The organism is Kitasatospora sp. NPDC058406, assembly GCF_042722765.1.
Classification (GTDB): domain Bacteria; phylum Actinomycetota; class Actinomycetes; order Streptomycetales; family Streptomycetaceae; genus Kitasatospora.
Genome location: NZ_JBHXKE010000268.1, coordinates 1 through 11,963 on the forward strand (window position 1 = coordinate 1; position 11,963 = coordinate 11,963).

The 11,963-nt window shown below is 75.0% G+C and carries 11 protein-coding genes; 7 read left to right on the forward strand and 4 right to left on the reverse strand.

The window, feature by feature from the left end:
- Window positions 1–432, forward strand: a 432-nt coding sequence (locus ACFWOG_RS34765; RefSeq protein ID WP_380363257.1) for an acetyltransferase, incomplete at its 5' end; no start/stop codon positions are given.
- Between the two features lie 30 nt (window positions 433–462).
- Entirely contained in the window at window positions 463–951 is a 489-nt protein-coding gene (locus tag ACFWOG_RS34770) for an NUDIX domain-containing protein (RefSeq protein ID WP_329885240.1), read from the forward strand.
- A gap of 32 nt (window positions 952–983) precedes the next feature.
- On the opposite strand, the gene ACFWOG_RS34775 is transcribed toward ACFWOG_RS34770, so the two are convergent.
- Window positions 984–1,913: an NAD-dependent epimerase/dehydratase family protein gene (locus ACFWOG_RS34775; RefSeq protein ID WP_380363259.1), complete on the reverse strand. Its 930-nt coding sequence runs from the start codon at window positions 1,911–1,913 to the stop codon at window positions 984–986.
- Window positions 1,914–2,169: 256 nt separating this feature from the next.
- The gene (locus tag ACFWOG_RS34780; RefSeq protein ID WP_329949275.1) at window positions 2,170–2,709 is read right to left on the reverse strand and encodes a PTS fructose transporter subunit IIA; all 540 of its coding nucleotides are present in this window, start codon (window positions 2,707–2,709) and stop codon (window positions 2,170–2,172) included.
- Between the two features lie 263 nt (window positions 2,710–2,972).
- Here ACFWOG_RS34780 and ACFWOG_RS34785 point away from each other — a divergent pair, with 263 nt between their 5' ends.
- From ACFWOG_RS34785 to ACFWOG_RS34795, 3 genes are all read left to right on the forward strand, one after another.
- Window positions 2,973–3,200: a DUF397 domain-containing protein gene (locus tag ACFWOG_RS34785; protein ID WP_380363265.1), complete on the forward strand. Its 228-nt coding sequence runs from the start codon at window positions 2,973–2,975 to the stop codon at window positions 3,198–3,200.
- 777 nt (window positions 3,201–3,977) lie between these two features.
- Complete coding sequence (locus ACFWOG_RS34790) at window positions 3,978–4,472, forward strand: hypothetical protein (protein WP_329885237.1); 495 nt, start codon at window positions 3,978–3,980, stop codon at window positions 4,470–4,472.
- A 374-nt stretch (window positions 4,473–4,846) separates the two neighbouring features.
- Window positions 4,847–6,073, forward strand: a complete 1,227-nt coding sequence (locus ACFWOG_RS34795) for an acyl-CoA dehydrogenase family protein (RefSeq protein ID WP_380363262.1) — start codon at window positions 4,847–4,849, stop codon at window positions 6,071–6,073.
- Between the two features lie 18 nt (window positions 6,074–6,091).
- Here the strand turns inward: ACFWOG_RS34795 and ACFWOG_RS34800 are convergent, their stop codons facing one another.
- Window positions 6,092–7,318, reverse strand: coding sequence for a phosphotransferase (locus ACFWOG_RS34800; RefSeq protein ID WP_355402967.1), 1,227 nt, complete (start codon window positions 7,316–7,318; stop codon window positions 6,092–6,094).
- A gap of 475 nt (window positions 7,319–7,793) precedes the next feature.
- On the opposite strand from ACFWOG_RS34800, the gene ACFWOG_RS34805 reads away from it, so the two are divergent.
- Window positions 7,794–9,281, forward strand: coding sequence for a hypothetical protein (locus ACFWOG_RS34805; protein WP_329949272.1), 1,488 nt, complete (start codon window positions 7,794–7,796; stop codon window positions 9,279–9,281).
- 232 nt (window positions 9,282–9,513) lie between these two features.
- Here the strand turns inward: ACFWOG_RS34805 and ACFWOG_RS34810 are convergent, their stop codons facing one another.
- Window positions 9,514–10,053 (reverse strand): hypothetical protein, encoded by a 540-nt coding sequence (locus ACFWOG_RS34810; protein WP_329949271.1) that lies wholly within the window; start codon window positions 10,051–10,053, stop codon window positions 9,514–9,516.
- Window positions 10,054–10,336: 283 nt separating this feature from the next.
- Between ACFWOG_RS34810 and ACFWOG_RS34815 the strand changes: the two genes are divergently transcribed.
- Window positions 10,337–11,860 carry a HEAT repeat domain-containing protein gene (locus tag ACFWOG_RS34815; protein WP_329949270.1) on the forward strand — a complete coding sequence of 508 codons (1,524 nt, stop codon included), beginning with the start codon at window positions 10,337–10,339 and terminating at the stop codon, window positions 11,858–11,860.
- The last annotated feature ends 103 nt before the right edge of the window (window positions 11,861–11,963 follow it).

An 11,963-nucleotide genomic window follows, 5' to 3' on the forward strand; every position in this document is an offset into this window, starting at 1 on the left:
GCCGACCCGGCCGTCCGGCAGCGGATCGCCGCCCTGCTCGACGGGCTGGGCGGCGAGCCGGTGACCCTGGTCCACCCCCGGGCGCTGGTCGCCCCCGAGACGGTACTCGGGCCGGGCTGCCTGGTGATGGGCGGCGCGTACGTCTCCAGCAGCGTCCGGCTCGGCGCGCACAGCCAGGTCCACTACAACGCCACCGTCGGCCACGACACCGTGTGCGGCGAGCGGGTGACGGTCTATCCGGGCGGGAACGTCTCGGGGTCGGTGCTGCTCGCCGACGCCGTCACCGTGGGCTCGAACGCCGTGGTGCTCCAGGGCCGCAGGGTCGGCACGGGCGCCTTCGTCGGCGCGGCGGCCGTGGTGACCAGGGACGTTCCCCCCGGCGAGGTGGTGGTCGGCTCCCCGGCCCGACCGCTGCGGAGAACCGCGCCCTGAGGCCGGGACGGCCCGGATAGGCTACCGGGCATGGCCATTCCCGAGTTCCTCGCCGACCTGCGCGCCGTGGTCGGCACCCGCATGCTCTGGCTCAGCGCCGTCGTCGCGGTCGTGCTGGACGACGACGGCCGGGTGCTGCTCGTCCAGCGTGCCGACGACGGGCGGTGGACGCCGCCCGGCGGCATCCTCGACCCGGGGGAGCAGCCCGCCGACGGCGCGGTCCGCGAGTGCCTGGAGGAGAGCGGCGTGGTCGCCGTCCCCGAGCGGTTGGTCTCGGTCACCGTCTCGCCCGAGGTCACCTACCCCAACGGCGACCTGACGCGGTACCTGGAACTCGTCTTCCACTGCCGGCCGGTGGACGGCGAGGCGCGGATCAACGACGACGAGACGCTCGCGGTCGGCTGGTTCGGGCTGGACGAGCTGCCTCCGATGGAGGAGAAGGAGCTCGGGTGGATCCGCCACTCCCTGGCGGACCGCGCGGCGGCGGTCTTCACCTGGCAGGGCACCGAGCGCGTCTGACGCGGCGGCGGACCCCGAGCGGCGGGCGGCGGCTACAGCGTGCGGAACCAGGCCGCCGTCTGCTCCAGACCCTCGCGCAGCGGCACCGGGCGGACGTCCGGGAAGAGCTCGCGCAGCCGTGCGTTGTCGGCCTGCGAGTCCCGGACGTCACCGGCCCGCGGCTCGGTGTGCGCGACCTCGACCGGGTGGCCGAGCACCGACTCCAGCTCGCCGACCAGCTCCAGCAGCGAGGTGCGGGTGCCGAACGCGAGGTTCACCGGATCGGCGTGCACCACCCGGCGGACGACCGCGTCGCTGATCACCTGGGCGACCGTGCCGACGTAGGTGAAGTCCCGGCTCTGCCCGCCGTCCCCGTGCACGGTCAGCGGGCGTCCGGCCAGTGCGGCGTCCAGGAACGCCGGCACCACGGCCGCGTAGGCGTGGCCGGCGGGCTGCAGCGGGCCGAACACGTTGAAGAACCGCAGCGGCAGCACGCCCAGCCCGTAGCAGTGGTGGTAGGCCGCGAGGTACGCCTCGGTGGCCAGCTTGCTGACCGCGTACGGGCTCATCGGCGCGGTCCGCATGGTCTCCCGCTTGGGCAGCTCGCGGTTGGCGCCGTAGACGGAGGAGGACGACGCGGCGGCCACGTACGGCCCGCCGGCCCGGCGGGCGGCCTCCAGGACCTCCAGGGTGCCGGTGGCGTTGGCGTGGTGGCTGGCCAGCGGGTCGGCCACCGAGCGCGGGACGGACGGCAGCGCGGCGAGGTGGACCACCGCGTCGGCGCCGGCGAGGGCCTCGTCCAGCAGCGCGCGGTCCAGGACGGTGCCCTCGAAGAGGAGCGCCCCCGTCCCGGCGAGGTTGCCCTTGTGACCGGTGGAGAGGTCGTCCACGACCCGCACCTGGCTCACCTCCGGCCGGTCCAGCAGGGCCCGGACCAGGTTGGCCCCGATGAATCCGGCTCCGCCTGTGACGACCACGCGCATGGCTGAGGTTCCCCCCTCCGACCACCGGGCCCGCTCGGCCGGTTCTGCGCCGATGGTAGCCGGGCGGTCACCGGCTGTGGGGTGGAACCCCGAGAACGGCCGGAACCGGCGGAGCGCCGAGAACGGCCGGAACCGGCCGGGCCCGGGAACCGCCTGAACCGGTGGATCCGCCGGTGGAACCGCCGGCGGATCCACCCGGGGCCGCACCGCTCGGGGCCGCCCGGGGCTGCTCGGGACCGGCCGGTCGGGGCGGCGCTCAGCCCTTGTGCTGGCGGTAGGCCTCCTCGGCCGCGTCCAGCACGGCCGCGAGGTCGCCCCCGGCCGTGGCGGTGGCCACCGCGGCCACCGCGCCCTCCACGAACGGGGCCTCGGCGAACCGGACGGGGAACGGCAGCCCGTGCTCGTCCGCGTCGGAGAGCAGCGCGCGGACGGTCGCGACCGCGCTCCCGAGGTCGGCCAGGATCACCACGCCGTGCCCCTGGTCGACCCGGCGGGTGGCGGCGGCCACCAGCACCGCGCTGATGCCGGGACCGTCGACGAGGTCCCCGCCGGTCGCGGCGACCGGCGCGGGCGAGTCGGAGTCGGCGAGCGAGAGCGCCATGGCCCGGACGGCGGCGGCCAGCTCCTGGCTGTGCGAGACCAGGACGATGCCCACCCGGCCGTGTGCGGGCGGGCGGCCCGGGGCCGGCCGGGGCAGCGGCGTGCGGCCGGGCGGGGTGCGGGGCGCCGGAGGGTGGGCCGAGGGAGCCTCGGAGATGGGGATGACATCGGCGCGGGTGCCGTCCCGGCGGCTCATCGGCTGCTCCTGGGGGAGTGTGGCGGGGCGGGGGCGGTGGGGGCGTTCCACACTCTGGCAGCTCGCCCGCCGCCCGTCCGTGCGGGACACGCCCTAGCACAGCCGGGGCGGTGGCGGGCCCGCTGACAGGCTGTCGGCCCCGGCCGGGGGAGTCCCGGGCATCCCGCTGACCGGGGCGGCGACCGTGACTAGGCTGGGCCCGTCCAGGCCGTCGGGAGGAGAGACCAGTGGTGGCAGCCAACAGCGGGACCGAGGTGGATGCGGTGGAGCCCGTGGAGCTCGGCGTGAACGGGAAGCCGAAGGTGGACTTCGCGGGGGCCACCTGGCTGTGCAGCAGCCAGGGTGTCGGGGACGTCCAGATCGCCTTCGTGGACGGCTACATCGGGATGCGGGACGGCCGCCAGGAGGACGGCCCGGTCCTGGTGTTCACACCGGCCGAGTGGCGGGCCTTCGTGCTCGGTGCGCGGGACGGCGAGTTCGACCTCACCTGAGGTCCGGGCGGTTCCGGCCGGCGGCCGGACCGGTCCGTCGGACCGGGCGCCGCGACCGGGTGTCCGGCCCCTTCGGGGGAGGTTCGGAGCGCGTCCGGTGCCGGCCCGGACCCCCGGGTCGGCACCAAGGTCTCTGCTGGTCATCTTTCTGATCACATTTGAGCGCGCGCCGTCATAATTTCTGTTGACTGTTAGACAAACGCAGCTCAGAGTATGAGCACAGACAGACGCCGTGCCCACCGCCCCCACGCGGCCAGACACGGCGCCTGCTGTGTAACCCGACAGCGCTGCCGGGCTTCCTCCCAGTCATCCCCTGCGCACCGGGGTGCGTCGGCCGGTCCCGGCCCCGAAGGGCCGGCAGTCGCCGGGAGGTGTGGCGCCGGAACCGAGAGCTACTCGGAGACCGGTGCCTGTGCTCGGGACCCGCACGCCCCCACGCGGCGGCGTCCCGAGCAGGTCCACGGGAGCGACGGGCCGGGGCCCCGCGGACCTTGCTTGTGTGCATGGAACTGTTGGCTTGTGTGCTGTGCTGTGTGCGACGACGAAGCTGGGTGCTCGGCACTTCGGCACGACGGTGTGCACAGTGAGGGATACGCGTGTAGGGCCGCGTTGCGACATGCCGTCCCCCCGAAGGGTGAAACCCAGAACGGCTGTCGTGCTGAACCGAACGTAGCCCGGACGGTTGCTCAGAGTCAACATTGGTCTCTGAGCGTGGATCTCCGTCCGGCGCCCCACCCACCCCGTGAGCGTGGTGTGCTTGGCACGTACGATGTTCCCATGTCTTTTCTCCGCCGTCGCTCCGGCCAGCCCACCGGCCCGGACTTCGACGTGCTCGCCATGGATCCGGGCGACTGGCCCGGTGACTTCGGTGCGGCCATGATGACCGGTCCCGACGGCTCCTGCCAGGGGATTTTCCTGCGCTACGACCTGTTCGGCGGCAGAGGACCGGCGATGTTCATCGGCAATCTCCCCGAGGGATCGCCGGCCCGGGACACCGGGGACAGCGTGCCCTTCGAGGTCCGGCAACTGCTCGCGGCCCTGGAGGACGAGGAACCGGTCGAGTTCGTCTCGGCGGAGGACTTCCCGGTCCTGCTCGGGGACGACCTGCTCATCGTGAAGAAGGTCAAGGTCAGCGAGGGCCGGGTGTTCTGCTCCCAGTTCGGCCGGAGCGACGGAGTGCAGGTCACCATCGCCTCCTGGGACCGACCGATTTCGGACGACCTCTACCAGTTGCTCAAGCCGCTGCCCGCGGACATGTTCCAGCAGGGCTGATCGGTCGCCGGAACCCTGCCCCGGAGGGCAGGGTTCCGCTTCCCGTTCGGTGCACCGCCGGGTGGCCCGTTCCGGCCCACGGGCGCTGCTTGACGGTTTCGATCACGGCTTCGTACAGTCGCGAACATGTCGTGCCGTCTTCCGCTGCTGACCCGCCGCAGCTATCTCGACCTGCGGCGTACCGCCAGCGCTGCGTGTCCGGGCTACTGAGGGGGATTCGTCCCCGAGGCGGCGGGCGGCCGGCCGAGCGGTCGGCGCCGATCCGGGGGCGGGCGTTCCGCTGACCTCCGGGGCCGCCCACCGGTACCGCGCGCCAGTCCGGCGTGCCGCCCGCAGATGCCGAGCCCACGCTGCCGCCCGGAGGCACCAGCACCATGACCACCACCGCTGCCGACCAGTCACCCGCCGCCCAGTCGCCTGTCGCGGCCGCGCTCGCCGGACTGCCCCGGGTCGTCGATCTGCTGGCCGCGCGGGCCGAGGAGCACGACCGCGACGCCACCTTCCCGTACCAGGGCATCGAGGCGGTGCACGAGGCCGGGCTGCTCACGCTGACCGTCGACCGGCGGTACGGCGGCCCCGGCGGCACGCTCGCCGACACCGTCCGGGTGCTGGCCCAACTCGGCCGGGGGGACGCCTCGGTGGCCGTGGTCACCGCGTTCACCCTGCTCCAGCACGCCGAACAGGCGCGAGTGGCGGGCTGGCCGACGGCCGGCTACCGGCGGCTTCTCAACGAGTCCCGACGCGGCCCGGCGCTGGTCAACACCCTGCGCGTGGAGCCCGGCGGCCGGACCGGGGCGCCGCCCGCCACGATCGCCCGGCGGGACGGTGACGGCTGGCTGCTCAGCGGCCGGAAGACCTACTGCACCGGCGCCGAGGCGCTGGCCTGGATGGCGGTGACCGCGCGGACCGACGAACCGGTGCCCCGGATCGGCACCTTCCTGGTCCGCGGCGAGAGCGAGGGCCTGGAGATCGACCCGACCTGGGACCAGCTCGGCCTGCGCGCCAGCGCGAGCCACGACGTGGTCCTGGAGGAGGTGCACGTCCCGGCGGAACTCGCGCTGGGCCTCACCCCGCCGAAGGGTGGAACCGTGAAGGGCGGGGCCGCCGCTCCCGGAGCCGCCGCCGAGGCCGTACCGGCCGCCGAACTCGGCCGCGCCTGGCACGATCTGGCGCTCTCCGCGGTGGCCGTCGGGGTCGCCCGCTCCGCCCAGGACTGGCTGGTCCGCTTCCTGCACCAGCGGACTCCGGCCAATCTGACCGAGCCGCTCGGCAGTCTGCCCCGGTACCGTTCCGCGCTGGGGGAGATCGAGGCCCAGTTGATCGGCGCGGAGGAACTCGTCCACGGGCTGGCCCCGCGGGTGGACCGGGCCGAACCGGACGCGGTCGCCCGTACCGGGCCGGCCCATCTGCTGGCCTCCCGGGCCGCCATCTCGGCCGTCCAGCAGGCCGTTTCGCTCACCGGCAACCCGGGCCTGAGCCGGCGTCACCCGTTGGAGCGCTACCTGCGCGACGTGCTGAGCAGCCGGGTCCACCTGGCCCCCGACGAGGCCGTCCTGGAGGCCGCCGGCCGGGCGGCGCTGGAGCGCGGCGCCCGGCCCTGAGCAGGGGGACCGGCCCGCTCAACGGGTGCCGACGGCCGCCCGGACCGCGCGGCGGGCCAGCGCGGCGTCGTCGTAGAGCCGCCGGATCATGATCCGCTGCTCCTCGCCGGCGCCCGGCACGTCGTAGAGCCGGATCTCCCGCATCAGCACGAGGACCAGGTTGACCAGGAACGCGTCCCGGGCCATCGTGCCGCCGCTCTGGGCGAGTTGGCTGATCTGGCGGCGGGCCGCGGTGTCCCCGGAGAGCACGCTCCACAGCACCGCCAGGTCGTACCCCGGCAGGTACCAGCCGGCCTGCTCCCAGTCGACCAGCACCGGACCGGAGGGCGCCAGCAGCATGTTGCTGAGCAGCGCGTCCCCGTGGCAGAGCTGGAGCGGGACGTGGCCGAGCCCGTGCAGGAGGCCGCGCAGGTCGCCGGCGTCCCGGTCGGTGAGCTGGCCCACCGAGTGGTACCGGGCGATCTCCAACTGGTAGTCCAGCCGTGGCTGGAACACGTCGGTCGGAGGCCGCCAGAGGTTGAGCGTCCGGACGGCGGTGAGCAGCGCCCGGACCTCGCCCGGGGTGGGCGCGTTGACCGGGTGGCGCTCGCGGGCGGCCGGACGGCCGGGAACGCGCTCCATGACGAGCACGCAGCGGTCGTGGTCGGCCGCCACCAGACGGGGCAGCCGCACCGGCGGTCGGTGCCGGACGAACGCCCGGTAGACCGCGACCTCGTGGTGGAAGTCGCTCACCAGCTGTTCGAAGTGCTCGCTCCGCACCGCCTGCGGGGCCAGGCACTTGGCCACCACCGGCGCGCGGCCGATGGTGCCCGCCACCAGGATGTGGCGGCTCCCCTCACGCAGCACCTGGCGAGGGGTGAACGCGGGGCATATCCGGGCGACACCGGCGAGCGCGGCCCGTACGGCGGGGGTCTGCAGCGCCGCGGGGTCGATCCGTTCCTGGACGCCGGACTGGCCGGGGCGGAGCGGCGGGCGCAGCATCCGGCCGTCGCCGGGGCGGGCGGCGGGGATCCGCGCGCCGGGCGCCCGGGTGCCGACGGGGAGGGCGGAATCCGGCGCCCGCAGGCCCAGCGCGGTCCGGGCGGCCTGGCCCCGCGGGTCCGCGGACCGGCCGTCGGCGCCGCGGGGGGCGGCGGGCCGGGTCGGCGGCACCTGCTTCGGTCCGGGACGGCCGGTGGCTGCGGTGGGGGGGCGCAGCGCCGCGCGGGTCGCGGTCGGCGTCGGGGAGGTCGCTGAGGAGTACATGGGGTGAGGGAGGTTCCTTCCTGTCCGTCTGCGGGTGAGCCCCGCCGGTGCGGGGAGGGCCGGTGCCGCGTGCTTCCTGGCGTGACGGCGGCCCTTGCTCGGTCCGGTGGGTGGTGCGCGGGCTCCGGGCACGGACGCCGGGGTCGAAACCCCGTGCTGCGGCGGTGGACCGGCCGTCCGCACCCTGGGGAATGCGGTCGGCCGGTACTGCCGTGGCCGTGCCCGGCGCCCCCGCGCCACCCGGCCGCGCCACCCCCTCGGGTGAGAACCGGGGACGTTCCGCGACCCGAAGGGGGGAACCCCTCCAGGGCCTGGAACACCGCCCGACCCGGGGGTCGGGGTGGCGCACCTCTACATCACACCCGAATGCCGGTGGTTGGTAATGTGGCGGGCCCTGGCGAAGCCTGGCGAATGCTCGCCTGGCACATGACGGAGCCTCTAGCCTCGAACCAGCCGAGGAACCTGGGGGCTTCACGTGAGCAGGGGACCCAACACCCGACTCGCCGATCTGTTCGTCCTGACCGGATGGTCGAAGGGCGAGCTCGCGCGGCTGGTCAATCGGCGTGGTGCCGCGATGGGACAGCAGCAGCTGTCCACCGACACCTCGCGGGTCCGGCGCTGGATCGAGCAGGGCGAGGTCCCGCGCGACCCGGTGCCGAGGGTGCTGGCAGCTGTGTTCACGGAGCGGCTCGGCCGTGTCGTCACCACTGAGGACCTCGGTCTGGAACGACACCGGCCCACCAGGAACGGAGCGGCGCAGTCCGCCATCTCGTCGTTATGGGAGCCGGATCGAACGGCCGCGGTCCTCACCGAGTTCACGGGAATGGACCTCATGCTGAACCGACGTGGATTGGTGGGCGCGGGTGCTGCGCTCACGGCCGGGGCGGTCGTCGCCGACTCCCTGAAGGGCTGGCTGGGCGGGGACGCGGTCGCGTACGCGGCCTCGGCGCCCGGCCCGAGACCGGTGGTCGCCCAGGGCGGCGCCCGCCCGGTGGTGGACCTGTACGACGCGGGCCCGGTGGGGCCCGGCGAGGTGGAGGCGCTGGAGCGCTCGGTCCAGGTGTTCCGGGCCTGGGACGCGGCCCGGGGCGGCGGCCTGCAGCGGAAGGCGGTGGTCGGCCAGCTCAACGAGGTGGGCGGCCTGCTGACGCACCGCCACGGCGCCGCCGTGGAGCAGCGGTTGTGGCTGGTCGCGGCCAACCTCGCGGTGCTGGCCGGCTGGATGTCGCACGACGTCGGCCTGGAGCCGACCGCGCAGAAGTACTTCCTGCTCGCCGCCGAGGCGGCGAAGGAGGCGGGCGACCGGCCGCGCGCGGGGGAGGCGATCTCCCGGGCGGCCCGGCAGATGGTCCACCTCGGGCGGGCCGACGACGCGATCGACCTGATGGCGGCGGCCAAGTCGGGCGGCGGTGGCCGGATGCTGCCCAGGACCCGGGCGATGCTGAACACCGTGGAGGCCTGGGCGCACGCCTCGATCGGGCACGCGCAGGCGACCCGGCGGCTCCTCGGGGAGGCCGAGGACCTCTTCGCCGAGGAGGTCACCGGTCCGCCGCCGTCCTGGATGCAGGTCTTCGACGAGGCGGAGCTGCGCGGGATGCAGGCACTGGTGCTGCGGACGCTCGCCGAGCACGACGCGTCGGCCGCGGCGGACGCGCGCCGGCACGCCGAGCGGGTGATCGCGCTGCGCGAGGGTACGGGGCAGCTGCGTTCGGCGCTGTTCGACCGCATCACGCTGGCCTCGGTGCACTGGATCACGGGGGAGCCGGACGCGGCGGACTTCCAGGTGAAGATGGTGATGAACCTGATCGGCCAGAACTCCTCGCACCGGACCTGGGACCGGTTGCGGGAGATGTACCGGCTGACCGCGCGCTACCGGGGGGTCCCGGCGGTGGACGAGCTCAGGGCCGAGCTGGGGCGGGAGCTGCGGTCGGCGGACGCGACGAACCGGCCGCGGCCCGCCTGAGAGCCACGCCGTCCGAGAGCCGGCTGCTTCAGGGCCGACCCGGTTCGGAGCCGGGCCGGATCGGCTGAGGGGCCCGCTGCCCCGACGGTCGCGCGGTCCGAGGGGCGAGTTGTCCCGACGGTCGCGCTGTCCGACGATCGGTCCGCCGGTGGGTCGCCGTGTCGGGTGCCTGCCCGCCGGCCGCCGTCTGCCGGGCGGGGGAGCGGACCGGAGCTTGCCCGACAGGCAAGCTCTAGGAGGAGTGCGCCCGGCGGAGCAGCATGCGCAGGGCGGTCACGGTGCCGTCGGTGCCGACCACGGGCTCGCCGGTGTACTCGACCGTGTCGTGCCCGCCGCCGGGGCGGCGGACCTGGAGGGTGCCGAAGGCGTGCCGTCCGTGGACCAGGGCGTCGGTCATCATCCGGCGCAGCTGGGGGCGGTCGGCCTCGTCCAGCCGGTCGGGCAGGCGGTCCAGGCTGAGCGGGCCGCGGCCCGGGTCGCAGCCGAGCAGCCGGTAGGCGTCGGCGGACCACCGGGCGTCGTCGGTGAGCAGGTCCCACTCGGCCGAGCCGACGGTGGCGGAGTCGGGCGGCGCCTGCGTGGTGCCGTCCACTCTCTCGCCCGCCGGGCCGTCGCCGCCCGGCTGGCCGTCCCCGTGCGCCGGGCCGTCCCCGCCGGGCGGGCCGCCGGCCGCAGTCCTCGCGCCGAGCGCTCCGGTCGCGGCCGTCACGGCGGCCGGCGTGGTGGCACCGGCGGCGCGGGGTGGGCGGGTGACGGTATTCGGCATGATCATGGCAAGTCCAATGGTCCCGAGGTGATGGGCGGGCCGGCCGGATGGTGAAGTCGACTGTCGCACAGCGGCATCACCCTCGTGGGCGATTTGGACAGAACGCAGGCAAATTTCCCCCGGCATATGCCAGTGCGCACAAAGGGTCGGTCGCCCTGTGTGCGGCGGGGTGCCCGAGGCGGTAACCTTCGGTGATTCCGGCGCCCGGGCGCCCACCCCAGTACCCACCAGAGACCCCGGCGACGGAAATCCCGTTGCCACTACGACCGCCGCAACGGATGCTGACCTCATGTTCGAGCCAGTGATAGCACCTAGTGCCAGCCTCCTCGGCCTCCTTCAGCGAGGTCGCGGTGACGGGCAGCTCCATGCGCTGGCCGCCGACCGCACCGAGGCCATCGCCGCGTTGGAGGAGTGCGTCACCAGGGATCCGAGAGCCGACTGGCAGGTCGAGAACCGCTCCCTCTACTACGCGCGCCTCTACATGGAATTGGAGGCGCCGCTCGACGGCATCGAGGACCACCTGCACTCACCGGAGGACCTCCTCGACGAGGACGAGTCCCGGACCGGCCTCGCGCTCTCCGTCCTGGGCCACCTCGCCGCGTACGGCCGGCGCGACGCGCTGCTGATGCTCCGCGAGTACGCCGCCACCGGCACCAACTGGGCCTGGGCCCTCGACGAGCTCGCGCTGCGCGACGACGACCGCGGCCTGCTGCTGCTCGGCACCGCCGTACTGGACCGCTTCGCGCCGGGCCCCGAGGGCGACGCCGAACTGCGGGAGACCATCCGGTCCGCCTACGAGCCCCGGCCCTGGCGGCTCTGGGCGGCGTACCACCCGCGGGTCGCGGCGGCCGGCGAGCAGTCCCCCTTCGACCTCTGGCAGCGCCAGCTGAACCGCAGCGGCGTCACCCCGGGCTGGTCCACCGCCGACGTGCTCGCCTGGGCCGACCAGGGCGAACTCGGCAGCCTGCGCGCCACCGCCTTCGCCGGCCGGCCGGACCGTACCGAGCCGGCCTACGACCTGCGGGACGGCCGTGACGCCACCGGCCCCGACGCCGTGGACCGCCGGGCCGCCGCCGCCGCCCGCTGCCTGACCGCCGTGGTCCGGCCCGAGGACCGCCCCGCCGTGCTGGAGGCCGCCCGCTCCGGACTGCCCGGCGCGCGCCGGGCCGCCCTGCGGCACCTGGTGGACCAGCGGGACCCGGCCGCGGCCGACCTGATCGAGGCGGCCGCCTCCGACGTGGACGACCGGCTGGTCCGGTTCGCCCTGGAGCTGATCGGCCGGATGCGCGGCCCGGAGGCGCTGGTGCACGCCCGCCGCTGGGCCGACCCGGCGACCGGCGGCGCCGACAGCGCCCTCGGCGAGGCCGCCGTCCAGCTGCTGGCCGACGCGGGCGAGCCCGCCGACGGCCCGCTGGTGGTGGCCGGGCTGCGCCGGTGGATCTCGGTCCGCGGAGTGGCCGGCGCCGGTGCCGGGCTCGGGACGCTGGTCGACGGTGCGGGGCGGCTGACCGTCGCCGCCGCCGTCCCGGTCCTGCGCCACATCTACGGGGAGTCCGCCTCCTCCGACCTGCGCGGCCGCGCCGCCCGGGCGCTCGCCGTGACCGACGTGCACTTCCCCGAGGGGCCGGCCGTCGAGTGCCTCTGGGACTGCGAGGAGTCCACCCGGGAGCTCGCCGCGAGGCACGTCGCCACCACCGGCGACGCCCGCGTGCTGGAGCGCCTGCGCCGTCTCGCCGCCGATCCGGCCGAGGAGGCCGAGGTCCATGCCGCCGTCCGGGGCAGGTTGACGGCCGCCCGGGAGCGGAGCCGGTAGGCGTCGGTGACGACGAGTTCGTCACGACCGGTTCGTCATGACGGAGCGGGCCCGTGCACCAGGTGAGGTTGACACGCCCGCTCCGGCGTTGGGCGGTGGTACG

Excerpts from the sequence above, each read along its gene's own strand:
- ACFWOG_RS34770 (WP_329885240.1), top strand. The coding sequence starts at position 463 with ATGGCCATTCCCGAGTTCCTCGCCGACCTGCGCGCCGTGGTCGGCACC.
- ACFWOG_RS34775 (WP_380363259.1), bottom strand. The coding sequence starts at position 1,913 with ATGCGCGTGGTCGTCACAGGCGGAGCCGGATTCATCGGGGCCAACCTG.
- ACFWOG_RS34780 (WP_329949275.1), bottom strand. The coding sequence starts at position 2,709 with ATGAGCCGCCGGGACGGCACCCGCGCCGATGTCATCCCCATCTCCGAG.
- ACFWOG_RS34790 (WP_329885237.1), top strand. The coding sequence starts at position 3,978 with ATGTCTTTTCTCCGCCGTCGCTCCGGCCAGCCCACCGGCCCGGACTTC.
- ACFWOG_RS34795 (WP_380363262.1), top strand. The coding sequence starts at position 4,847 with ATGACCACCACCGCTGCCGACCAGTCACCCGCCGCCCAGTCGCCTGTC.
- ACFWOG_RS34800 (WP_355402967.1), bottom strand. The coding sequence starts at position 7,318 with ATGTACTCCTCAGCGACCTCCCCGACGCCGACCGCGACCCGCGCGGCG.
- ACFWOG_RS34810 (WP_329949271.1), bottom strand. The coding sequence starts at position 10,053 with ATGATCATGCCGAATACCGTCACCCGCCCACCCCGCGCCGCCGGTGCC.
- ACFWOG_RS34815 (WP_329949270.1), top strand. The coding sequence starts at position 10,337 with ATGTTCGAGCCAGTGATAGCACCTAGTGCCAGCCTCCTCGGCCTCCTT.